17 protein-coding genes, 5 tRNA genes and 2 rRNA genes are annotated in these 23,618 nt (G+C 44.8%); 20 read left to right on the top strand and 4 right to left on the bottom strand.

From position 1 onward, the window contains the following. The 3 genes from HRQ85_RS22800 to HRQ85_RS22810 all read left to right on the top strand — a co-directional run. A 23S ribosomal RNA gene (locus tag HRQ85_RS22800) occupies window positions 1-388 on the top strand; the annotation flags it as partial. 100 nt (window positions 389-488) lie between these two features. Next, window positions 489-604 (top strand): 5S ribosomal RNA (gene rrf, locus HRQ85_RS22805). A gap of 43 nt (window positions 605-647) precedes the next feature. Continuing rightward, window positions 648-724, top strand: a tRNA-Asp gene (locus HRQ85_RS22810). Between the two features lie 620 nt (window positions 725-1,344). On the opposite strand, the gene pssA is transcribed toward HRQ85_RS22810, so the two are convergent. Together pssA and HRQ85_RS22820 are read right to left on the bottom strand one after the other, a co-directional pair. After that, complete coding sequence (pssA, locus tag HRQ85_RS22815) at window positions 1,345-2,685, bottom strand: CDP-diacylglycerol--serine O-phosphatidyltransferase (protein ID WP_172380671.1); 1,341 nt, start codon at window positions 2,683-2,685, stop codon at window positions 1,345-1,347. 91 nt (window positions 2,686-2,776) lie between these two features. Continuing rightward, complete coding sequence (locus tag HRQ85_RS22820; protein WP_172380672.1) at window positions 2,777-3,208, bottom strand: GNAT family N-acetyltransferase; 432 nt, start codon at window positions 3,206-3,208, stop codon at window positions 2,777-2,779. Window positions 3,209-3,274: 66 nt separating this feature from the next. Between HRQ85_RS22820 and murB the strand changes: the two genes are divergently transcribed. Continuing rightward, on the top strand, window positions 3,275-4,321 hold the full coding sequence (gene murB / locus HRQ85_RS22825) for a UDP-N-acetylmuramate dehydrogenase (protein WP_172380673.1): 1,047 nt from the start codon (window positions 3,275-3,277) through the stop codon (window positions 4,319-4,321). Next, a complete protein-coding gene (gene birA, locus HRQ85_RS22830) occupies window positions 4,318-5,283 on the top strand; it encodes a bifunctional biotin--[acetyl-CoA-carboxylase] ligase/biotin operon repressor BirA (protein WP_172380674.1) in 966 nt (321 codons plus the stop codon). The genes murB and birA overlap by 4 nt, the downstream gene beginning before the upstream one ends. A 7-nt stretch (window positions 5,284-5,290) precedes the next feature. On the opposite strand, the gene coaA is transcribed toward birA, so the two are convergent. Next, window positions 5,291-6,214: a type I pantothenate kinase gene (gene coaA, locus HRQ85_RS22835; protein ID WP_017066910.1), complete on the bottom strand. Its 924-nt coding sequence runs from the start codon at window positions 6,212-6,214 to the stop codon at window positions 5,291-5,293. Window positions 6,215-6,424: 210 nt separating this feature from the next. On the opposite strand from coaA, the gene HRQ85_RS22840 reads away from it, so the two are divergent. From HRQ85_RS22840 to rpoC, 13 genes are all read left to right on the top strand, one after another. Further along, window positions 6,425-6,500 (top strand) — tRNA-Thr (locus tag HRQ85_RS22840). Window positions 6,501-6,544: 44 nt separating this feature from the next. Beyond that, window positions 6,545-6,629, top strand: a tRNA-Tyr gene (locus HRQ85_RS22845). A 39-nt stretch (window positions 6,630-6,668) separates the two neighbouring features. Next, window positions 6,669-6,743 (top strand) — tRNA-Gly (locus HRQ85_RS22850). 13 nt (window positions 6,744-6,756) lie between these two features. Continuing rightward, a tRNA-Thr gene (locus HRQ85_RS22855) sits at window positions 6,757-6,832 on the top strand. Window positions 6,833-6,927: 95 nt separating this feature from the next. After that, a complete protein-coding gene (tuf, locus tag HRQ85_RS22860; protein WP_010435158.1) occupies window positions 6,928-8,112 on the top strand; it encodes an elongation factor Tu in 1,185 nt (394 codons plus the stop codon). Between the two features lie 223 nt (window positions 8,113-8,335). Further along, entirely contained in the window at window positions 8,336-8,713 is a 378-nt protein-coding gene (gene secE, locus HRQ85_RS22865) for a preprotein translocase subunit SecE (RefSeq protein WP_010435558.1), read from the top strand. A gap of 13 nt (window positions 8,714-8,726) precedes the next feature. Next, window positions 8,727-9,275 (top strand): transcription termination/antitermination protein NusG, encoded by a 549-nt coding sequence (nusG, locus tag HRQ85_RS22870; RefSeq protein WP_010435556.1) that lies wholly within the window; start codon window positions 8,727-8,729, stop codon window positions 9,273-9,275. Window positions 9,276-9,488: 213 nt separating this feature from the next. Next, entirely contained in the window at window positions 9,489-9,917 is a 429-nt protein-coding gene (rplK, locus tag HRQ85_RS22875) for a 50S ribosomal protein L11 (RefSeq protein WP_010435555.1), read from the top strand. A 4-nt stretch (window positions 9,918-9,921) separates the two neighbouring features. Further along, window positions 9,922-10,626 carry a 50S ribosomal protein L1 gene (gene rplA / locus HRQ85_RS22880; RefSeq protein WP_017060523.1) on the top strand — a complete coding sequence of 235 codons (705 nt, stop codon included), beginning with the start codon at window positions 9,922-9,924 and terminating at the stop codon, window positions 10,624-10,626. 250 nt (window positions 10,627-10,876) lie between these two features. Then, window positions 10,877-11,371, top strand: coding sequence for a 50S ribosomal protein L10 (gene rplJ, locus HRQ85_RS22885; protein ID WP_010435550.1), 495 nt, complete (start codon window positions 10,877-10,879; stop codon window positions 11,369-11,371). Between the two features lie 57 nt (window positions 11,372-11,428). After that, the gene (rplL, locus tag HRQ85_RS22890) at window positions 11,429-11,797 is read left to right on the top strand and encodes a 50S ribosomal protein L7/L12 (protein ID WP_017631516.1); all 369 of its coding nucleotides are present in this window, start codon (window positions 11,429-11,431) and stop codon (window positions 11,795-11,797) included. 235 nt (window positions 11,798-12,032) lie between these two features. Then, window positions 12,033-16,061, top strand: a complete 4,029-nt coding sequence (rpoB, locus tag HRQ85_RS22895; RefSeq protein WP_017060526.1) for a DNA-directed RNA polymerase subunit beta — start codon at window positions 12,033-12,035, stop codon at window positions 16,059-16,061. A gap of 91 nt (window positions 16,062-16,152) precedes the next feature. Next, entirely contained in the window at window positions 16,153-20,355 is a 4,203-nt protein-coding gene (rpoC, locus tag HRQ85_RS22900; protein WP_017060527.1) for a DNA-directed RNA polymerase subunit beta', read from the top strand. 331 nt (window positions 20,356-20,686) lie between these two features. Here rpoC and HRQ85_RS22905 read toward each other — a convergent pair whose 3' ends face one another. After that, entirely contained in the window at window positions 20,687-21,184 is a 498-nt protein-coding gene (locus HRQ85_RS22905; protein WP_017096512.1) for an Rsd/AlgQ family anti-sigma factor, read from the bottom strand. A gap of 165 nt (window positions 21,185-21,349) precedes the next feature. Here HRQ85_RS22905 and nudC point away from each other — a divergent pair, with 165 nt between their 5' ends. Then, on the top strand, window positions 21,350-22,159 hold the full coding sequence (gene nudC / locus HRQ85_RS22910; RefSeq protein WP_172380675.1) for an NAD(+) diphosphatase: 810 nt from the start codon (window positions 21,350-21,352) through the stop codon (window positions 22,157-22,159). A 299-nt stretch (window positions 22,160-22,458) separates the two neighbouring features. After that, a complete protein-coding gene (gene hemE, locus HRQ85_RS22915; protein ID WP_017631520.1) occupies window positions 22,459-23,526 on the top strand; it encodes a uroporphyrinogen decarboxylase in 1,068 nt (355 codons plus the stop codon). Window positions 23,527-23,618: the final 92 nt, after the last annotated feature.

The following is a 23,618-nucleotide window of genomic DNA, read 5'->3' on the forward strand; positions in this document are numbered from 1 at the left end:
CATCCTGGGGCTGAAGTCGGTCCCAAGGGTATGGCTGTTCGCCATTTAAAGTGGTACGCGAGCTGGGTTTAGAACGTCGTGAGACAGTTCGGTCCCTATCTGCCGTGGGCGTTGGAAAATTGAAAGGGGCTGCTCCTAGTACGAGAGGACCGGAGTGGACGAACCTCTGGTGTTCGGGTTGTCATGCCAATGGCATTGCCCGGTAGCTAAGTTCGGAATCGATAACCGCTGAAAGCATCTAAGCGGGAAGCGAGCCTTGAGATGAGTTTTCCCTGGCGCTATAAGCGTCCTAAAGGGTTGTCGTAGACTACGACGTTGATAGGCAGGGTGTGTAAGTGCTGCGAGGCATTGAGCTAACCTGTACTAATTGCCCGTGAGGCTTAACCATACAACACCCAAGGGGTTTTGTGGACTCAAAGAAATACCAAACGCTTGAATGAGTTTGAAGAGATAGACTTTTAAATCAGTTTTCCGAATTTTAAAATTTGCTTGGCGACCATAGCATTGTGGACCCACCTGATTCCATGCCGAACTCAGAAGTGAAACACAATAGCGCCGATGGTAGTGTGGGGCTTCCCCATGTGAGAGTAGGACATCGCCAGGCTTTAAATTTGAACACTTGTCAGCGACGACAAGTATTCCACTGCGGAGTGGTAGTTCAGTTGGTTAGAATACCGGCCTGTCACGCCGGGGGTCGCGGGTTCGAGTCCCGTCCACTCCGCCACTTATTAGAGAAGCCCTGCTAGAAATAGCAGGGCTTTTTTACATTTGAAGAAAAGTGTTTTGCTTATAGGTTATATGGGTGCTGTAAAGACACTGAACCCCTGCACTTCACACTATTCCATTAGAAAGCCTAGTCTGACGACTAGGCTTTCGTCGTTTACGGCGTATGTGTTTTGGATTTTAGTAGCAAACCCTTATCGCTAACTATGAAGTATTTCTCTATATATCGGGAGGTGCTACTTGGGAATATAGGTGGTCACTTCTAACTCTGATAGTTAAGCTAAATAGAGCAGAGCACTAATCTGATTGTTTTACTATGTGAAATTCTCTATCGCGTACGTACTTCGCCCTAAGGAGTGACGACGTTATTGCTTTTAATACGTAGAGGGTAATTATCGATTATGTTGGTATTTGTTTAATCGTTCTCTGTACCTGGTCCACGTATCTGGAACTCTTAGACTGACTAAGGAAAAGGTACGATGTTTAATACTTCCAGCCATCACAATCACAATGAATAAATAGAGATGTTGACTTGGAATGACCATCAAGCAAACCTATCTCGTAGATACAAAAACGCCTAGCGGTTGCTAGGCGTTGATAATTAGTACTTTAATACATCTACTACAATATTTGTTTAAGGACTCTATCGGCTTTGACACGAGTGATCTTACGAATCAACTTCTGAACTTCCATCGGGTAGCTCTCTACCTTGTCTAACTGCTTATAAGTACAGATAAGCTGAGTGTGTTGAAGGATATTATCCACTTCAGCTTGGAACTTATCAGTTAGGTGATGGTAGTTATCTTGGATAAAGATACCGTTCTCTAGATCCAACTTCCAGGCGCGAGGGTTTAGGTTATTACCTGTTAATAGCATGTAGCGCTTATCTACCCATATGCCCTTTAGGTGGAAGCTATTGGAATCGTGTTGCCAAAGTCGAATTGATAGATTACGGCTAGCAATATGAGCTTCATTCGCTTTAGCGAAACGACGTAAGTTCAGTTCGTAAAGGTATGGCAGACCACCAATCGTTTTAAACTCTTCTTCTGGCGAGATAAAGAAATCATTCGCTGTCTTGTCACCAACAACAATGCTGACCTTTACGCCACGCTTAAGCGCTTTCTTCACTTCTTTAGCTAGGCTAGGTGGGAAGTTGAAGTAAGGTGTGCAGATAAAGATCTCATCTTTAGCTTGAGCGACGAGTTGGTTGATTCCTTGATTCAGACGGTTACGTCTCTTACCGATACCAACCAATGGTGTTACAGCTACTTGGTCTGCTGAAACCTCTTGCCCTTCGAATTGATACTGAGATCTTGCTAATGATGCACGAAACTGACGAATCGCTGGTTTCAGTTCTTTGGTCGCAGGCTTGTTCTTATCAGCTAGGTCATAAACAGCGCTGTCCGCAACCATCTGTTCGTGTACGTAGGCAAACATTGAGTCAGCAAGAGCCGCGTTGTTTAAAACGTGGTAACGATCAAAGCGATAGCGGTCATGGTAATTCAGGTAGATATTGTTAAGGCTTGCACCGCTGTATATTACGCTGTCATCGACGATAAAGCCTTTTAAGTGCAATACGCCAAAGACTTCTTTGCCACGAACGGGAATGCCGTAGACAGGCACAGAATGCTGATATTTTTCTGCAAACTCTTTATACATGGCTGCATTGCCTTCAGAAGACTCTGCACCAATCAATCCACGCTGAGCTCGGTGCCAATCGACACAAACGCTCACGTCTAATTCTGGATTCTTTTGCTTTGCTTCATATAAGGCAGTTAGGATCTCACGGCCAGCTTCATCATCTTCAAGGTACAAAGCGACTAAGCTAATACGAGTCGTTGCGCGAGATATCTCATCAAGTAGGCGAGTTCGAAACTCTTGCGCTGATAGTAGTACTTCAAACTTGTCAGGATTCTGCGCTATGGTTGGCAACTGTATGAATGGATTCCTACTGGCAATCATATTGACTGTTTTACCTTAAAAATATGCAAAATTGCGAACCTTTAATTTTACCAAAGGGATAGTACCAAATACTAGATAATCGAGGCATTCTCTAACAATTTTGCTGATAATGCATAGGAATGAGATCTTTTCCGCTATTCGAATAGCGCTCGTATAAAACTCTTAAACCATTTGGTAGATCTTTGGGGTCTACTTGTACGAATTTGTGTCGCGCGTAAAAATTGGTGAGATGAGCGTAAGCAAAGCAGTAATCGTCTTCCGTAAGCGTATGTTGCGCACAATAACCCATAAGCTGGGAGCCTAATTGCTGACCGCGATGTTGTTTTGATATCGCCATTCCAGTAAGTAAACGATTATTTTCTATTGTACGGAAACGCACGACACCGCATAGCTCGTTATCCAGCAATAACGAGTAGATCAGTTCACTCTTATTCGCTTTTCCCGTTGGGTAGTGTTCTTTATAGAAACGTTTAACTAGGGGAACCTTTACTGGGTCTAATTGAGTAATGATGACATTGTTCATTCAGTCACTGCGCCATTGGTTTATCTGCTGTAGAATGACCGCAGTGTAAGTTAATTGAATATCGCCATGCAATTCCATCTCAATGCTAGTTTAAAAAATGTTCATACTTTTTCCATCGATCAGACGTGTGATGCGTTGGTTGAAGTCACCACTACCGAAGAACTTATTTCGCTTTACAAAGACCCTAAATGGTCAGCTTTGCCTAAGTTAATACTGGGTAAGGGCAGTAATATGCTTTTTACTGAGCACTTCGCTGGCCTGGTCATCGTGAATAAATTAGCCGGGATTGAGCTGGCCGAGACGTACAGTCATCACCTACTGCATGTAAGTGGTGGCGAGGATTGGCCAAGCTTGGTTGAGTGGAGTGTGGATAAGGGGTTGGGTGGTCTAGAGAATCTAGCAATGATACCCGGCTGTTCAGGCTCTGCTCCGATTCAGAATATTGGTGCGTATGGTGTTGAGTTGCAAGACGTATGCGAGTATGTCGATATCCTGTGTCTGGATACTTATACAGTTAAGAGATTAAGCAAAGAACAGTGTCTCTTTGGTTACCGAGATTCTATTTTCAAACACGCTCTTTACGGTAAAGCGATTGTTGTTGCGATTGGTTTAACGTTGCCGAAAGAGTGGGAGCCATGTAATCACTATGGCCCGTTAAAGAGCCTAGCAGCCGATACGCTTTCTCCTCGTACGATATTTGATGAAGTATGTGCTATCCGTTCAAGTAAGCTACCAGACCCTAGAGTACAAGGGAATGCGGGCAGTTTCTTCAAAAACCCTGTGATCACCAAAGATCATTTTGATCGCTTGTTAGCTCTATATCCAAATATTGTCGGTTATGAGAGTAATGACATGATCAAAGTTGCTGCTGGCTGGCTGATTGATCAATGCCAGTTCAAGGGTGTGACAGAAGGTGGCGCTCAGGTTCACCCCAACCAAGCATTGGTTATCATCAATTATGATGAGGCTTCTGCTGTGGATATCCTTAAGCTTGCAGAGCGAGTGCGTCAGTCCGTCTTGAATAAATTCGATATTCGATTGGAACATGAAGTGCGCTTTATGGGACGAGACTGCGAGACAAACCTAGATAAGGCTTTGGAGTCATTGGCATGAGAGAACACAGTACCAAGCTTGCACTATTGAGATGCCTTGCTGACGGTGAGTTTCACTCAGGTGAAGACCTAGGTGAAATGATTGGTGTGTCACGAGCGGCTATCAGTAAGCACATTAAGGGTATTCAAGAGTGGGGTTTAGATATCTACCGAGTACAAGGTAAGGGTTACAAGCTAGCCAGTCGTTTGGATATGCTTGACCAAGAAAAATTGTCTGCAGTTAGTCGCGATGCTTCTCTTGAGCTGATTCCAATCATAGGTTCTACAAACCAGCACCTATTAGAGCGTACTAACACCCTCGAATCGGGTTCTGTCTGTATTGCGGAATATCAAGCAGCGGGCCGTGGGCGTCGTGGACGAGAGTGGGTGTCGCCATTCGCTGCAAACCTCTATCTTTCAATGTATTGGAGACTCGACGCAGGGATGGCTGCCGCAATGGGTTTAAGCCTTGTGGTTGGGGTAGCTGTTGTTGAAGCTTTGGAAGACATGGGCGTAGAAGGTGTAAAGCTCAAATGGCCGAACGACCTTTACCACAATGACAAGAAGCTTGCAGGTATCTTGGTCGAGCTGTCAGGTCAGTCTGGTGGCGCTGCGCATATTGTGATTGGTTTAGGGCTAAACCTATCCATGGATCCAACAACATCAGGTATTGGCCAGCCATGGACTTCCCTTAAAGAAGTGTGTGATGGGAAGGTGCCAGACCGTAACCAGTTAGCGCAGGCTCTGATCAATGCTTGGGATAAGTCACTTGTCGACTATGAGTTGAAAGGAATGTCCAATTTTGTAGAGCGTTGGAACCGCTTGGATAATTTCTTAGGTCGCAATGTTAGATTGATCATTGGACCTAGAGAAATTGAAGGTGTTGTTCAAGGCATCGATGAACAAGGTGCTGTATTGCTCAAAACTGAGAATGGTGTCGAGAGCTATATTGGTGGCGAGATATCGCTAAGAAAAGGCGACTAAGGCGTTACTATTTTCTTAGTAACACTTCTTCAACCATGTGATCTGCGCCTTTACGTAGAATCAGGTGAGCCCTTTCTCTTGTCGGAAGGATATTTTGTTCAAGGTTCAAGCCATTAATTGAACTCCAGATACCCTCTGCTTTATCCAATGCGGCTTGGTTCGATAATTTAGTGTAATGACTAAAGTAAGAGCCAGGCTTAGTAAACGCACCATCGCGGAATTTCATAAAACGATTGACGTACCACTCTTTGATTTGTTGGCTATCAGCGTCAACATAGAGTGAGAAATCAAGGAAGTCAGAAATAAACACGCGATGTGGTTCGTGTGGATAATTCATTCCGGTTTGTAAGACATTAAGTCCTTCAATAATAAGCACATCTGGTAGGTCGACGCACTTAACGTCATCAGTAATGTTGTACGTAAGATGCGAGTAAACAGGGGCTGTGACATTTCTCTTGCATGCCTTTACATCCGAAACAAAGTTTACTAAACGCTTGATATCGTAAGACTCCGGAAAGCCCTTTTTGCTCATCAACCCTTTCTCTTCTAACACCTCGTTTGGATATAAAAAGCCATCGGTTGTCACTAGTTCAACTTTTGGGTGATTTTCCCAGCGAGAGAGTAGGGCTTTAAGCAGACGCGCAGTGGTACTTTTGCCAACGGCTACGCTACCCGCAATGCCGATGATAAAAGGTGGCGCTTTCTCTTTCTTATCTAGAAATTGGTGGAGTACCGAGTTTCTATTCTGTCTGGCTGCCACATAGAGGTTCAATAGACGAGATAACGGTAGATAGATCTCTACTGCCTCTTCCATTGTGAGCTTTTCATTGATGCCTTGAAGCTCTTTTAAGTCGCTCTCAGAAAGTGTCATCGGAACTAAATTCCTTAGCTCAGACCAACGTTCGCGGTCAAATGACATAAATGGGCTCATACAAAACTCTATAGTGGATAACAAAACAAGTGCATGGAAAATACATCAAGCGATAGATAAATAAAATATCTTCCTGTACTAGATGCGGGTTAAAGACGTAAACCTTGAGCTAAATAGCCGTATGTAGGAGTTTGCTCAGAGAATTTTGCACTTTTTTTCAATTTACTATTGCAAGGTGGAAAATCATTCAATAAAATGCGCCCCACTTGTGCCGACTTAGCTCAGTAGGTAGAGCAACTGACTTGTAATCAGTAGGTCACCAGTTCGATTCCGGTAGTCGGCACCACTTTCTCCCTTCCTTTAAGGAAAGCGAGAGAAAGCTCAAAATTTGGAGAGGTTCCCGAGTGGCCAAAGGGAGCAGACTGTAAATCTGTTGGCACTGCCTTCGATGGTTCGAATCCGTCCCTCTCCACCATATTCTAAAGGTTAAATAGCTCAAACAGAGTTACGTGTTGCGTGCATCGTATAATGGCTATTACCTCAGCCTTCCAAGCTGATGATGCGGGTTCGATTCCCGCTGCACGCTCCAACTCATTTTGTGTGCTGATATAGCTCAGTCGGTAGAGCGCACCCTTGGTAAGGGTGAGGTCCCCAGTTCGACTCTGGGTATTAGCACCAGTCTAAAGCTTCTTCTCCTTTAATAAAGAAAACCATTTTTTTTGGTTGCGTGGTCTTATTTTAAGCCACCTAATCCGTACCTAGAGGGACACCCCATGTCTAAAGAAAAATTTGAACGTACGAAACCGCACGTAAACGTTGGTACTATCGGCCACGTTGACCACGGTAAAACAACTCTAACTGCTGCTATCTGTACTACACTTGCAAAAGTGTACGGTGGTGTTGCTAAAGATTTCGCATCTATCGATAACGCTCCAGAAGAGCGCGAGCGCGGTATCACAATCGCAACTTCTCACGTTGAGTACGAYACTCCAGCACGTCACTACGCACACGTAGACTGTCCAGGACACGCGGATTATGTTAAAAACATGATCACTGGTGCTGCACAAATGGACGGCGGTATCCTAGTTGTTGCTGCGACTGACGGCCCTATGCCTCAAACTCGTGAGCACATCCTACTTGGTCGTCAAGTTGGTATCCCTTACATCATCGTATTCATGAACAAATGTGACATGGTAGATGACGAAGAGCTACTTGAGCTAGTTGAGATGGAAGTTCGTGAACTTCTTTCTGAATACGACTTCCCAGGTGATGACCTACCAGTTATCCAAGGTTCTGCACTTGGCGCACTAAACGGCGAGAAGCAGTGGGAAGAYAAGATCGTTGAGCTTGCAGAAGCACTAGATTCTTACATTCCTGAGCCAGAGCGTGCAGTTGACCAACCGTTCCTACTACCAATTGAAGATGTATTCTCAATCCAAGGTCGTGGTACTGTTGTAACTGGTCGTATCGAGCGCGGTATCCTACGTGTAGGTGACGAAGTAGAAATCGTTGGTATCAAAGAGACTACTCTTACTACTTGTACTGGTGTTGAAATGTTCCGTAAACTGCTTGACGAAGGTCGTGCAGGTGAGAACGTTGGTGCACTTCTACGTGGTACTAAGCGTGATGACGTTGAACGTGGTCAAGTACTTTCTGCGAAAGGTTCTATCAACCCACACACTAAGTTTGAGTCTGAAGTATACGTACTTTCTAAAGACGAAGGCGGCCGTCACACTCCTTTCTTCAAAGGTTACCGTCCACAGTTCTACTTCCGTACAACTGACGTAACAGGCGACATCACTCTACCAGAAGGCGTAGAAATGGTAATGCCAGGTGACAACGTTCAAATGACTGTTGAGCTAATCGCTCCAATCGCAATGGACGAAGGTCTACGTTTCGCAATCCGCGAAGGTGGCCGTACAGTTGGTGCTGGTGTTGTAGCTAAAATCTTTGCATAAGATTTGACGAACCACTAGTAAAAAGGGCATCATTTGATGCCCTTTTTCTGCGCTAAAAAAAGAGTTGGATGTTTTGACATCGATTTTTGCTCTTAGCAAAGAATTAAACGGTCTTTTTGACTAAAATGACTGTTAGATGTGTTGTTTTGCAACGCAAAGGAATGTGCCCTGCAACAGCGGGGTTATTGTCGTCTATATTTAAGACTTATCACAGGTTGGTTTTATGAAAGCAAACGCTGAAACTCCTGATAGCTCAGGTGCAGCAGATACAATGAAGTGGATTGTCGCTTTTGTTCTGTTGGCTGCTGCTGTTGTGGGTAATTACCTGTATGGTGAATTGTCTGTTGTAATTCGCGCTGCAGGTGTAGTTGTGCTGATTGCTGCCGCACTAGGCGTTGCAGCAACAACAACTAAAGGTAAAGCTGCGATCGATTTTGCAAAAGAATCTCGTATGGAGATTCGTAAAGTTGTTTGGCCTACTCGCCAAGAAACTATGCAAACTACATTGATCGTTTTAGCTGTATGTATTGTTATGTCTCTAGTGCTTTGGGGAATTGACGGCATTATGGTCCGTCTAGTTTCTCTAGCAACTGGGGTGTAGAGGGTTCTGATTCATGAGTGAAGCTCCAAAAAAACGTTGGTATGTAGTTCAAGCCTTTTCTGGCTTTGAAGGTCGTGTTGCACAGTCGCTACGCGAGCATATTAAAATGCACAACATGGAAGAACTATTTGGCGATGTGCTAGTACCTACTGAAGAAGTAGTGGAAATGCGTGCAGGCCAACGCCGTAAAAGTGAACGTAAATTCTTCCCTGGCTACGTATTAGTTCAAATGATCATGAATGATGAATCATGGCACTTAGTACGCAGCATTCCGCGTGTTATGGGCTTCATTGGTGGTACCTCTGATCGTCCTGCACCAATCACTGATAAAGAAGCTGATGCTATCTTGAACCGTCTAGAGAAAGCGAGCGAGTCTCCACGTCCTAAGACAATGTTCGAAGCGGGTGAAGTGGTTCGTGTGAACGATGGTCCATTTGCTGACTTCAACGGTACTGTTGAAGAAGTAGATTACGAGAAAAGCCGCATTAAGGTATCTGTATCGATCTTTGGTCGTGCAACACCGGTTGAGCTTGAATTTGGTCAGGTTGAAAAACTGGACTAAAACTCTAAGTTTTGAACAAGCTGTGGATAAATACTTCATAAGTTGTTCAAAATAAAAGAGTATAAAAAATCACCTTTTTAGGGTTGTTAAAGGCGCGAATTATGATTATAATTTCGCGCCTTTTTGCTTCTGTGGAAGTAAAAAAGAGTTAATTGAATTTATGGGGAGCTCGCCTTGCGGCTAGCGCATGTACCCAAAATATTAGGAAATATCATGGCTAAGAAAGTTGAAGCTTATATCAAACTGCAAGTTGCAGCTGGTATGGCAAACCCAAGTCCACCGGTTGGTCCTGCTCTAGGTCAACACGGCGTGAACATCATGGAATTCTGTAAAGCGTTCAACGCAAAAACAGAATCTGTTGAGAAAGGTCTACCTACTCCAGTAGTTATTACTGTTTACAACGACCGTTCTTTCACGTTCGTAACTAAGACTCCACCTGCTGCTGTTCTTCTTAAGAAAGCTGCTGGCGTTAAGTCTGGTTCAGGTCGTCCAAACACTGAGAAAGTTGGTACTGTTACTGACGCTCAAGTTCAGGAAATCGCAGAAACTAAAGCTGCTGATATGACTGGTGCTGACATCGAAGCAATGAAACGTTCTATTGCTGGTACTGCTCGTTCAATGGGCCTAGTGGTAGAGGGATAAGATCATGGCTAAACTTACTAAGCGTATGCGCGTAATCCGCGACAAAGTTGACTCAACTAAAGAATACGAAATCAGCGAAGCTGTTGCTCTTCTTAAAGAACTAGCGACTGCTAAATTCGTTGAGTCTGTAGATGTTGCTGTTAACCTAGGCATCGATGCTCGTAAATCTGACCAAAACGTTCGTGGCGCAACAGTGCTACCTCACGGTACTGGCCGTGACATCCGCGTTGCTGTTTTCACTCAAGGTGCAAACGCAGAAGCTGCTAAAGCTGCTGGCGCAGATATCGTTGGTATGGAAGATCTTGCTGAGCAAGTGAAAAAAGGCGAAATGAACTTCGACGTAGTTGTTGCTTCTCCAGATGCAATGCGTGTTGTTGGTCAACTAGGTACAATCCTAGGTCCACGCGGCCTTATGCCAAACCCTAAAGTTGGTACTGTAACTCCTAACGTTGCTGAAGCGGTTAAGAACGCTAAAGCTGGTCAGGTTCGTTACCGTAACGACAAGAACGGCATCATCCACACTACTATCGGTAAAGCATCTTTCGAAGCTAGCCAGCTTCAAGAGAACCTAGAAGCTCTTCTAGTTGCTCTTAAGAAAGCTAAGCCTTCTTCAGCTAAGGGTTCTTACCTGAAGAAAGTAAGCATCTCTACTACGATGGGTGCTGGTGTTGCTGTTGATCAAGCTAGTCTTGACACTCAAGCAAACTAATTTGCTTAGGCGCAGATTTAGTGTATACTTCTGCGCCTAATATTTGTGGTTGGGTGGTTTTAAAGCAATTTGAAATCATCTATCCCAAGACCGTAGGCGCTGTCGATTTTCATTAGATTATTGATAGCTTAATAAAACCTACGTAGGCGATGTTATGGTTTGAAATGAATTTATTCATTTTTAAATAACATCGTAAACGCTCATTACATTTTGTATTGAGTGCTGTAATCACAACCAGAGGTTAATCCAAATGGCTTTAAATCTTCAAGACAAAAAAGCAATTGTTGCTGAAGTCAACGAAGCTGCCAGTGGTGCACTTTCTGCAGTTGTAGCTGATTCTCGTGGCGTTGAAGTTGGCGCAATGACTTCTCTACGTAAACAAGCTCGCGAAGCGGGTGTTTACATGAAAGTTGTTCGTAACACACTAGCACGCCGTGCGGTTCAGGGTACAGACTACGAGTGTCTAGTAGACACTTTCACTGGTCCAACTCTGATCGCATTCTCTAATGAGCACCCAGGTGCTGCAGCGCGTCTTTTCAAAGACTTCGCTAAAGAGAATAAAGATTTCGAGATCAAAGCTGCTGCATTTGAAGGCGCAGTTACTGATGCTGAAGTACTAGCGACACTACCAACTTACGACGAAGCTATCGCACGCCTAATGATGTGCATGAAAGAAGCTTCTGCTGGCAAGCTGGTTCGTACTATCGCTGCTGTTCGCGACCAAAAAGAAGAAGCTGCGGCATAAGCCTTGCTTTTCACTGGTTGCTATTTAAACTTATTGTTGACTTAAAAGAGAATTGTTATGTCTATTACTAACGAGCAAATCCTAGACGCAGTTGCAGAAATGTCTGTAATGCAAGTTGTTGAGCTTATCGAAGCTATGGAAGAGAAATTCGGCGTTACTGCAGCTGCTGCTGTTGTAGCTGGCGGCGCAGCTGGCGGCGACGCTGCTGCTGAGCAAACTGAATTCGACGTTATCCTAACTGCTGCTGGCGCTAACAAAGTACAAGTTATCAAAGCTGTACGTGGCGCAACTGGCCTAGGTCTTAAAGAAGCTAAAGGTCTTGTAGACTCAGCTCCTGCAGCGCTTAAAGAAGGCGTTGACAAAGCTGAAGCTGAAGCTCTTAAAGCACAGCTAGAAGAAGCTGGCGCTTCTGTTGAAATCAAGTAATTATTACTTAATTTCTTAGCCGCAAGGCTAATGGCTGGTGGTTTATTAACCACCGGCCTTTTTGCGCTGTAGGGCTATGACGAATTTTCCGCTGTTTAACCGTCATAATCCGAGCAAAAAAACAGTCATTTTTTCGAAATGATTGTTCACTACAGTAAACAGCTGTTTGTCACCGCCCCCTCTTGAAGAGTGTTTTGGGTGGTTTGGGTCACTTATCAGCGAGCTGAGGAACCCCATGGTTTACTCTTATACCGAGAAAAAGCGCATCCGTAAGGATTTTGGTACTCGTCCACAAGTTTTGGACATTCCATACCTGTTATCGATCCAGCTTGATTCTTTCGACAAATTCATCGAACAGGATCCAGAAGGTCAATACGGTCTTGAAGCTGCTTTCCGTTCTGTATTTCCAATTCAGAGCTACAACGGCAATTCTGAGCTGCAATACGTTAGCTACCGTCTTGGTGAGCCAGTTTTTGACGTTAAAGAATGTCAAATCCGCGGTGTTACTTACTCAAAGCCACTACGCGTAAAACTACGTCTAGTTATCTTTGATCGAGATGCACCAGCAGGTACTGTAAAAGACATTAAAGAACAAGAAGTCTACATGGGCGAAATTCCGCTTATGACAGACAATGGTACTTTCGTAATTAATGGTACCGAGAGGGTTATCGTATCCCAGCTGCACCGAAGCCCAGGCGTGTTCTTCGACAGTGATAAGGGTAAGACCCACTCATCAGGTAAAGTTCTTTATAACGCACGTGTAATTCCTTACCGCGGCTCATGGTTAGACTTTGAGTTCGATCCTAAGGATAACTTATTCGTACGTATCGACCGTCGTCGTAAGCTACCAGCATCGATTATTCTTCGTGCACTTGGTAAATCGACTGAAGAGATCCTAGATCTGTTCTTCGACAAAGTGAACTTCGAAGTTAAAGACCAAACTCTTCTTATGGAGTTGGTTCCTGATCGTCTACGTGGTGAAACTGCGTCATTCGACATCGAAGCAAACGGCAAAACTTACGTTGAGACTGGTCGTCGTGTTACTGCTCGTCATATCCGTCAACTTGAAAAAGATGGCGTTGAGCACATCGAAGTACCAGTAGAGTACATCGTTGGTAAAGTTGCATCTAAAGATTACATCAATGAAGCAACTGGCGAGATCATCGTTGGCGCGAACCAAGAGATTAGCCTAGAAGCACTTGCTAACCTGTCTCAAGCAGGTCACAAGGCTCTACAAACTCTGTTCACGAATGACCTAGATCACGGTCCATTCATGTCAGACACTCTACGTGCAGATAGCACAGTAGATCGCATCTCTGCATTGGTAGAAATCTACCGCATGATGCGTCCTGGCGAGCCACCAACGAAAGAAGCTGCAGAGTCTCTATTCGAAAGCCTATTCTTCTCTGAAGAACGTTACGACCTATCAACTGTAGGCCGTATGAAGTTCAACAGCTCTATCGAGCGTGAAGAAGAAGAAGAGCGCGGTACTCTGGATGAATCAGACATCATCGAAGTGATGAAGAAACTGATTGGTATCCGTAACGGTATTGGTGAAGTGGACGATATCGACCACCTTGGCAACCGTCGTATCCGTTCTGTAGGTGAAATGGCAGAAAACCAATTCCGTGTTGGTCTAGTTCGTGTAGAACGCGCCGTTAAAGAGCGCCTAAGCCTTGGTGACCTTGATGCAATCATGCCTCAAGATCTTATCAACGCTAAGCCGATCTCTGCTGCAGTTAAAGAATTCTTTGGCTCTTCACAGCTTTCACAGTTCATGGACCAAAACAACCCATTGTCAGAAGTTACGCACAAACGTCGTATCTCTGCTTTAGGTCCTGGTGGTCTTACTCGTGAGCGCGCAGGCTTCGAAGTACGTGACGTTCACGTAACTCACTACGGTCGTCTATGTCCGATCGAAACGCCTGAAGGTCCAAACATCGGTCTAATTAACTCACTATCTGCGTTTGCACGTTGTAACGATTACGGTTTCCTAGAAACTCCGTACCGTCGTGTAGTAGATGGTGTAGTAACAGAAGAAGTTGATTACCTGTCTGCAATCCAGGAAGGTCAATTCGTAATCGCGCAAGCAAACACCATTCTTACTGAAGAAGGTACGTTTGCAGATGAGCTAATCACAGCTCGTCAAAAAGGTGAATCTGGTCTTCACCCTCGCGATCACGTTGACTACATGGACGTTGCGACAAACCAAGTAGTATCTATCGCTGCTTCGCTTATCCCGTTCCTAGAACACGATGATGCGAACCGTGCATTGATGGGTGCCAACATGCAACGTCAAGCTGTACCAACACTTAAGGCTGATAAGCCTCTAGTCGGCACTGGTATCGAACGTAACATCGCAGTTGACTCTGGTGTTACAGCGGTTGCTAAACGTGGTGGTCAAGTTCAGTCTGTAGACGCTTCTCGTATCGTAGTTAAGGTTAACGAAGATGAATTGGTACCTGGCGAAGCTGGTATCGATATCTACAACCTAACTAAGTACACGCGTTCGAACCAAAACACATGTATTAACCAACGTCCAACTGTACTTCCTGGTGAACCAGTTGCACGCGGCGATGTTCTTGCTGATGGTCCTTCAACAGACCTTGGTGAACTAGCTCTTGGCCAAAACATGCGTATCGCATTCATGCCTTGGAACGGTTACAACTTCGAAGACTCGATCTTAGTATCTGAGCGCGTAGTTCAAGAGGACCGTTTCACGACAATCCACATTCAAGAACTATCTTGTGTGGCTCGTGATACTAAGCTGGGTTCTGAAGAGATCACAGCTGATATTCCAAACGTAGGTGAGTCTGCTCTGTCTAAACTAGACGAGTCAGGTATCGTTTACATTGGTGCTGAAGTTAAGGGTGGCGACATCCTAGTTGGTAAAGTAACCCCTAAAGGTGAAACTCAACTGACTCCTGAAGAGAAGCTACTACGTGCTATCTTCGGTGAGAAAGCATCTGATGTTAAAGATACTTCTCTACGTGTACCAAACTCTGTTTCGGGTACTATCATCGATGTACAAGTCTTCACTCGCGATGGCGTAGAGAAAGACAAGCGTGCACTTGAAATCGAACAGATGCAGCTTAAAGAAGCTAAGAAAGACCTAACTGAAGAGTTCCAAATTCTTGAGGGTGGCCTTCTTAACCGTGTTAAAGCTGTACTTCTGTCTGGTGGTTACTCTGAAGCTAAGCTTGATACTATCGGTCGTAAGCAATGGCTAGAGCAAGTTCTAGAAGACGATGCGCTACAAACACAGCTTGAGCAACTTGCTGAGCAGTGGGATGAGCTAAAAGCAGACTTCGATAAGAAGTTTGAAACTAAGCGTCGTAAAATCACTCAAGGTGATGATCTAGCGCCTGGCGTTCTTAAGATTGTTAAAGTTTACCTAGCGGTTAAACGTCGTATCCAGCCTGGTGATAAGATGGCCGGTCGTCACGGTAACAAAGGTGTAATCTCTAAGATTAACCCTGTTGAAGACATGCCATACGATGAGAAAGGTCAGCCTGTAGACATCGTACTTAACCCACTGGGTGTACCATCGCGTATGAACATCGGTCAGATCCTAGAAGTTCACTTAGGTTTGGCTGCGAAAGGTATCGGTGACAAGATCAACCAAATGGTTAAGGAACAACAAGAACTGCATAAGTTCCGTGAGTTCCTACAGAAGGTTTACGATCTTGGTGATACTCGTCAGAAAGTTGATATTGCTGAACTGTCTGATGATCAAGTTCGTACACTGATCAAGAACCTACGTGGCGGTCTACCGATTGCTACTCCTGTGTTCGACGGTGCTTCTGAGTCTCTAATCAAAGAACTACTTAAACTGGGTGATCTGCCAGAATCTGGTCAGCTTAAACTGTTTGATGGTCGTACTGGTGATTCGTTTGAGCGTCCTGTAACTGTTGGTTACATGTACATGCTGAAACTGAACCACTTGGTTGATGACAAGATGCATGCTCGTTCAACTGGTTCTTACAGCCTAGTAACTCAGCAACCACTTGGTGGTAAAGCTCAGTTCGGTGGTCAGCGTTTCGGTGAGATGGAAGTATGGGCACTAGAAGCATACGGTGCTGCATATACTCTACAAGAAATGCTAACCGTTAAGTCAGATGACGTTAACGGCCGTACTAAGATGTATAAGAACATCGTAGACGGTAACCATAGCATGGAACCTGGTATGCCTGAGTCGTTCAACGTACTGTTGAAAGAGATTCGCTCGCTAGGTATCAACATCGAGCTAGAAGACGAAGAGTAATCCCTCCTCTTTTTAAAAGAAGATAGGATTATTTGGTAAAAGGGAGCTTGCTACAGCAGTGAGCTCCTTTAACTCCTTACAGGAGCTGAATGTGAAAGACTTATTAAACTTTCTAAAAGCACAGCATAAGACCGAAGAATTTGATGCAATCAAAATCGGTCTATCTTCACCAGACATGATCCGTTCATGGTCTTTTGGTGAAGTTAAAAAGCCGGAAACAATTAACTATCGTACGTTCAAACCTGAACGTGATGGTCTGTTCTGTGCACGTATTTTTGGTCCAGTTAAAGACTACGAATGTCTTTGTGGCAAATACAAGCGCCTGAAGCACCGTGGTGTTATCTGTGAGAAGTGTGGCGTTGAAGTTACACAAACTAAAGTTCGTCGTGACCGCATGGGCCACATCGAGCTAGCTTCACCAGTTGCTCACATCTGGTTCCTAAAATCACTGCCGTCTCGTATCGGTCTACTAATGGATATCCCTCTACGTGATATCGAACGTGTTCTTTACTTCGAGATGTACGTAGTAACTGAACCAGGTATGACTGATCTAGAAAAATCTCAGATGCTTACTGAAGAAGAGTATCTGGATCGTCTAGAAGAGTGGGGTGACGAATTCACTGCTAAGATGGGTGCTGAAGCGATCAAAGATCTGCTTGCAACAATGGACCTTCATCAAGAAGTGGAAGAAATGCGCGAAGAGTTAGAAACTACTAACTCAGAAACTAAGCGTAAAAAAGTTACTAAGCGCCTGAAGCTAGTTGAAGCGTTCATTGCATCGGGTAACGATCCGCAATGGATGATTCTGACTGTACTTCCGGTTCTGCCGCCAGATCTACGTCCTCTAGTACCACTAGATGGCGGTCGTTTTGCGACTTCAGATCTGAACGACCTTTACCGTCGTGTGATCAACCGTAACAACCGTTTGAAGCGTCTTCTAGAGCTAGCTGCTCCGGACATCATCGTACGTAACGAAAAACGTATGCTGCAAGAGTCTGTTGATGCACTTCTAGATAACGGTCGTCGTGGTCGTGCTATCACTGGTTCGAACAAGCGTCCTCTGAAATCTCTTGCTGATATGATCAAGGGTAAACAGGGTCGTTTCCGTCAGAACCTTCTAGGTAAACGTGTAGACTACTCTGGCCGTTCTGTAATCACAGTAGGTCCATACCTTCGTCTACATCAGTGTGGTCTTCCTAAGAAGATGGCACTTGAGCTATTTAAGCCGTTCATCTACAGCAAGCTAGAAACTCGTGGCATGGCTACGACAATCAAAGCTGCTAAGAAGATGGTAGAGCGCGAAGAAGCTATCGTTTGGGATATCCTAGACGAAGTAATCCGCGAACACCCAGTACTGCTTAACCGTGCACCTACACTTCACCGTCTAGGTATCCAAGCGTTTGAACCAGTACTAATCGAAGGTAAAGCGATTCAGCTTCACCCACTAGTGTGTGCGGCATACAACGCCGACTTCGATGGTGACCAAATGGCGGTACACGTGCCTCTAACTCTAGAAGCACAGCTTGAAGCACGTACACTGATGATGTCGACGAATAACATTCTGTCGCCAGCGTCAGGTGATCCGATCATCGTACCTTCTCAGGACGTTGTATTGGGTCTTTACTACATGACACGTGACAAGATCAACGTGAAAGGCGAAGGTATGTACCTTGCTGGCCCTGCTGAGGCTGAAAAGGCATACCGTACTAAGACTGCTGAGCTACACGCTCGCGTTAAAGTACGTATCACCGAGACTGTAGTAGACGAAGATGGTAACAGCACTACTGAAACGAAGATGGTTGATACAACTGTCGGCCGTGCAATGCTATGGCAAATCGTTCCAGCTGGCCTACCGTACAGCATCGTTAACCAAAAGTTAGGTAAGAAGCAGATCTCTACTCTTCTTAACGAGTGTTACCGTAAGCTTGGTCTAAAAGATACAGTAGTATTTGCTGACCAAATCATGTACGCAGGTTTTGCATACGCTGCACTTTCTGGTGTTTCTGTAGGTATCGACGATATGGTTGTACCTCAAGCGAAATACGATGAAATTGAATCTGCTGAAGAAGAAGTTCGCGAAATCCAAGAGCAATTCCAATCTGGTCTTGTTACTGCGGGTGAGCGTTACAACAAAGTTATCGATATCTGGGCATCTACGAATGACCGCGTTGCGAAAGCAATGATGGATAACCTATCTTCTGAAACAGTTATCAACCGTGACGGCGAAGAAGAACAGCAAGAATCGTTCAACAGCATCTACATGATGGCCGACTCGGGCGCACGTGGTTCTGCAGCTCAGATTCGTCAGCTAGCAGGTATGCGTGGTCTGATGGCGCGTCCAGATGGTTCAATCATCGAAACGCCGATCACAGCGAACTTTAAAGAAGGTCTAAACGTCCTTCAGTACTTTATCTCAACGCACGGTGCTCGTAAGGGTCTTGCGGATACAGCACTGAAAACAGCAAACTCGGGTTACCTAACTCGTCGTCTAGTAGACGTTGCTCAAGACGTTGTAGTACACGAACATGACTGTGGCACGCATGAAGGTATCGACATGATGCCTCACATCGAAGGTGGTGACGTTAAAGTTGCACTTTCTGAGCTTGCTCTAGGTCGTGTAGTAGCTGAAGACGTTCTTAAGCCTGGTACTGAAGATGTACTGATTCCACGTAATACTCTGATTGATGAGAAGTGGTGTCAAATCATGGAAGACAACTCAGTAGATAGCATGAAAGTGCGCTCTGTTGTTACCTGTGATGCAGACTTCGGTTGTTGTGCACAGTGTTACGGTCGTGACCTAGCACGTGGTCACCTAGTGAACCAAGGTGAAGCAGTTGGTGTTATCGCTGCACAATCTATCGGTGAACCGGGTACACAGCTAACGATGCGTACGTTCCACATCGGTGGTGCGGCATCTACTGCAGCAGCAGAGAACAGCATCCAAGCTAAGACAACTGGTACTGTGAAACTTCACAATGCTAAGTTCGTAGTTAACAAAGATAAGAAACTGGTTATCACTTCTCGTGCATCTGAGATGACGATTATTGATGAATTCGGCCGTACTAAAGAGAAGCACAAACTTCCTTACGGTTCGATGCTAACCAAAGGCGACAACGCAGCAGTTACTGCTGGTGAAGTTGTAGCTAACTGGGAAGCGCATACCATGCCAATCATCACTGAAGTGGCAGGTCGTATCCAATTCGTAGATATGATCGATGGTATTACAGTTTCTCGTCAAACTGACGATCTAACGGGTCTTTCTTCAAGTGAAGTTACAGACGCAGCAGCTCGCCCAGCAGCAGGTAAAGATATGCGTCCAGCTATCAAACTTGTTGATGAGCAAGGTAACGACGTAATGATCCCTGGTACTGATATGCCAGCTCACTACTTCCTACCTGGCAAAGCGATTGTAAACATCGAAGATGGCGCTGAAGTTGGCATCGGTGACACACTATCTCGTATCCCTCAAAAATCGAGCGGAAACAAAGATATCACCGGTGGTCTACCACGCGTAGCTGACCTATTCGAAGCTCGTAAGCCTAAAGAGCCTGCGATCCTTGCTGAGCACACAGGTACTGTGTCTTTCGGTAAAGAAACGAAAGGTAAGCGTCGTCTAGTAATCACTCGTGAAGGCGGTGACGCTTACGAAGAGATGATTCCTAAGCATCGTCAATTGAACGTGTTCGAAGGTGAGAAGATTGAACGTGGTGATGTAATCGCCGACGGTCCTGAAACTCCACACGATATCCTGCGTCTACGTGGTATCCACGCAGTAACTCAGTACATCGCGAACGAAGTTCAAGAAGTTTACCGCTTACAAGGCGTAAAGATTAACGATAAGCACATCGAGACTATCGTTCGTCAAATGCTACGTAAGTGTACAATCACTCATTCTGGTGACTCTCCGTTCCTACCTGGCGAACAAGTTGAGTACCACAATGTTAAGATTGCTAACCGTAAGCTAGAAGCTGAAGGTAAAGAACTAGTACGTTTCGAACGTGATCTACTAGGTATTACTAAAGCATCTCTTGCAACTGAGTCATTCATCTCAGCTGCATCGTTCCAAGAAACGACTCGCGTACTAACAGAAGCTGCGGTTTCTGGTAAGCGTGATGACCTTCGCGGTCTGAAAGAGAACGTAATTGTTGGTCGTCTGATCCCAGCTGGTACTGGTTTCGCATACCACCAAGAGCGTCAAAAACAACGTGAAGAAGAGCAAGAAGGTCCTTCAGCTGAACAAGCTACTGACAATCTAGCAGCACTTCTAAACGCTGGTTTCTCTTCAGAAGAGTAAGCTCTACGAGTAGTCTCTAAGAGATAAGAAAAAGGCACCTTCGGGTGCCTTTTTTGTATCTGGCGTATTGGTATTTAGCTATGAACTTATAAAGTGATAGGTGTGCTTATCTAGCTGGTGGGGTTGGATTTATGTCCTGAAGAGTGCTCTTTGAGGCCAGTAAGATAAAGGGTAGAGATGATTAGGCTGATTAGGGCTGTAACCATATGCTTATGGCTAAAGGTCAGGGCGAGCGAGTAAGCTCTGTCTGAAAGGTTCTGGGTAGTTTGGATAAGCTTACAGACAAAACAAAAAGCTTGCACAGAGGCAAGCTTATTAAGGATTCGGCTAACTAAGCGCCTGGTGGAATCGCTAAACTGTCTGCAATAAGCTGGATAAGATTATCTTCTACTTCAAAACGTACTTCGAGTAGTTCACCTACTTTTGACATATCTCCTTCGAAGTTAGGCAACTCATCGTCTGCATTTACTTTAACGTACTTATCATTGAACTCTAGAAGCGGCTCGGTTGTAAGTACGATCTTCGCGTAAGTTGTATCAATCTCGTCATTGGTTTTAAAGCCTGTTGCTTGCCATTTTTTCATGACCATATCGTAGATCTTAAAATGACCCTCTGAGATATAATCGACAACATGATCGCAGAATGAGCTTATTTCTTTAGGAGAAGGGAGTTCAACAACGTTTGATTGCCCGTTGCTAGCTGGCTGCAAGGCACCTAGCTTACAATACTCAACGATTAGAGACTGTCGAGTTTCGAGCCAATGATCGATGACCTCATTAGAGCCACCCCATTGTTCTTGTATTTGTTTGAATTTATTTAGCATGACCATGTCCTCATGATCTGATCACAACCTTGTGATCAAGTAATTGCCTAAGCAGGGTCCGTTTTATTGGTAGCTACTAAAAGTAATAGCTTGAAATATTCTCTGCTACAACTCTAGTATGAAATTAGATTGCCAGTAAAATGAACGAACTGCAAGCAATGAGGCATAGGGATGTTAAAAAAAAGTGATAACAAAATGACAGAGCAAGCTTATTGGTGCGTCGTTTCTGGTAGTGATATTTGGGTTAATAATGATCAGTTTCCGTTTGGCTCTGCTGAAGAGCTAGGGCTGAGTGTGGAGCATGCAATCTGTATTGGTCAGCATCAAGGTCGCAAGGTGTATTGGCTCAACGATTGTGATGTGGAGAATGAGCTGAGCATGGTTAGCCTAAGAGAGTTACTGCACTGGCCTGAAGTGAGTTTCTTGACTGCAAGCAAAGCCATCCAATATGGGCATATGACTCAAAGTATGCGTTTTTGCCCTCAGTGTGGTGGTCGAAATCATCTCAATCATAACCAGGTGGCGATGCAGTGTGGAGATTGCCGCACACTTCATTACCCTCGTATATTCCCGTGCATCATTGTCGCTGTACGAAACGACAACAAGATATTGCTTGCGCAGCACCCAAGACATAAAACAGGCATGTATACCGTGATAGCGGGCTTCCTAGAGGTCGGAGAAACCTTAGAGCAGTGTGTGGCAAGAGAAGTCAAAGAAGAAACGGGTATCGATGTCGATAATATTCGTTATTTTGGCAGCCAGCCATGGGCGTTTCCATCGAGTATGATGATGGGCTTTCTCGCAGATTATGCTGGTGGTACGCTTAAGCCTGACTACAGCGAGCTATCGGATGCTCAATGGTTTGACGTAACAAGCCTACCTGATGTTGCTCCTGTTGGAACCATTGCGAGACAGTTGATTGAGAAAACCGTTGATGACGTGATGAAAGGTGGTGTGACGGAGCAGATGCTAGAGCACTAATTTGCCTGTGATAGTATTTGGCCTATAGGTGGTCAAAAGCTAAAAAAAACCCTCCACAAGTGGAGGGGGTAAGTAAGATGTCGTTATGAGATGCTGAGTAGTGACTACTCAGATGTTATAATTGTAATTTTCGCTAGCGAACAAATTTTTAACATGCTCCCGTAATTGGGTGCAAATTAAGCATTGATTTAAAAGTTAATAACTTGATCTAGGTTGCAAAGCACACAGCTTTTACCCTTCAATCAGTGTTAGAATACTTGCCATCAAAACTAGACAAGATTGAATTGGAATTTAACGGAATGACCGAATTAAAAAACGATCGCTATTTACGCGCACTTTTAAAACAGCCTGTTGATTACACACCGGTATGGATGATGCGCCAAGCTGGCCGCTATCTTCCTGAGTACAAAGCAACGCGCGCTGAAGCGGGCGATTTCATGTCTTTGTGCAAAAACGCGGAACTGGCATCAGAAGTAACACTTCAACCTTTACGTCGTTTCCCGCTTGATGCGGCAATCTTGTTCTCAGACATCCTAACTATCCCTGATGCAATGGGCTTAGGTTTGTACTTTGAAACAGGTGAAGGTCCTAAGTTTGAGCGTCCTATCACGTGTAAAGCTGACGTAGATAAGATTGGCCTACCTGATCCAGAAGGTGAGCTTCAATACGTAATGAATGCCGTTCGTCAGATCCGTAAAGACCTGAAAGGCGAAGTGCCACTGATTGGTTTCTCTGGTAGCCCATGGACTCTAGCGACATACATGGTTGAAGGTGGAAGCTCTAAAGCATTCACTAAGATCAAGAAGATGATGTACGCAGAACCACAAACGCTGCACCTGCTTCTAGACAAGCTGGCTGACAGTGTTATCGAATACCTGAACGCGCAAATTAAAGCGGGTGCCCAATCGGTAATGGTATTTGATACATGGGGTGGTGTACTGACTCCTCGTGACTACAACCTATTCTCACTGCAATACATGCACAAAATCGTTGATGGCCTAATCCGTGAAAACGAAGGTCGTCGAGTACCGGTTACTCTGTTCACTAAGAACGGTGGCATGTGGCTTGAGTCTATCGCAGCAACAGGTTGTGATGCGGTTGGTCTAGACTGGACAATCAACATCGCAGATGCAAAAGCTCGCATCGGCGATAAAGTTGCTCTGCAAGGTAACATGGATCCTTCAATGCTTTACGCTCAGCCTGAACGTATTCGCGAAGAAGTGGGCAGCATCCTTGAAGGCTTCGGCGACGGTGGTACAGGTCATGTATTTAACCTAGGCCACGGTATCCACTTAGATGTACCGCCAGAGAACGCTGGTGTATTCGTTGACGCTGTTCACGAATTGTCTAAGCCTTACCACAAGTAATTCTGAGTAAGATTATTGAAAGCGCTGTTGGGAAACCAACGGCGCTTTTTTATTGCCTGAAATTGGCATTTGATGGCGGTTTAATCTTGTTG

The sequence above is a fragment of the Vibrio sp. Vb339 genome (genome assembly GCF_902751245.1).
GTDB classification, from domain to species: Bacteria; Pseudomonadota; Gammaproteobacteria; order Enterobacterales; family Vibrionaceae; genus Vibrio; species Vibrio coralliirubri.

Coding starts and splice junctions, on each gene's coding strand:
- pssA (WP_172380671.1), bottom strand. CDS start 2,685: ATGATTGCCAGTAGGAATCCATTCATACAGTTGCCAACCATAGCGCAG.
- HRQ85_RS22820 (WP_172380672.1), bottom strand. CDS start 3,208: ATGAACAATGTCATCATTACTCAATTAGACCCAGTAAAGGTTCCCCTA.
- murB (WP_172380673.1), top strand. CDS start 3,275: ATGCAATTCCATCTCAATGCTAGTTTAAAAAATGTTCATACTTTTTCC.
- birA (WP_172380674.1), top strand. CDS start 4,318: ATGAGAGAACACAGTACCAAGCTTGCACTATTGAGATGCCTTGCTGAC.
- coaA (WP_017066910.1), bottom strand. CDS start 6,214: ATGAGCCCATTTATGTCATTTGACCGCGAACGTTGGTCTGAGCTAAGG.
- secE (WP_010435558.1), top strand. CDS start 8,336: ATGAAAGCAAACGCTGAAACTCCTGATAGCTCAGGTGCAGCAGATACA.
- nusG (WP_010435556.1), top strand. CDS start 8,727: ATGAGTGAAGCTCCAAAAAAACGTTGGTATGTAGTTCAAGCCTTTTCT.
- rplK (WP_010435555.1), top strand. CDS start 9,489: ATGGCTAAGAAAGTTGAAGCTTATATCAAACTGCAAGTTGCAGCTGGT.
- rplA (WP_017060523.1), top strand. CDS start 9,922: ATGGCTAAACTTACTAAGCGTATGCGCGTAATCCGCGACAAAGTTGAC.
- rplJ (WP_010435550.1), top strand. CDS start 10,877: ATGGCTTTAAATCTTCAAGACAAAAAAGCAATTGTTGCTGAAGTCAAC.
- rplL (WP_017631516.1), top strand. CDS start 11,429: ATGTCTATTACTAACGAGCAAATCCTAGACGCAGTTGCAGAAATGTCT.
- rpoB (WP_017060526.1), top strand. CDS start 12,033: ATGGTTTACTCTTATACCGAGAAAAAGCGCATCCGTAAGGATTTTGGT.
- HRQ85_RS22905 (WP_017096512.1), bottom strand. CDS start 21,184: ATGGTCATGCTAAATAAATTCAAACAAATACAAGAACAATGGGGTGGC.
- nudC (WP_172380675.1), top strand. CDS start 21,350: ATGTTAAAAAAAAGTGATAACAAAATGACAGAGCAAGCTTATTGGTGC.
- hemE (WP_017631520.1), top strand. CDS start 22,459: ATGACCGAATTAAAAAACGATCGCTATTTACGCGCACTTTTAAAACAG.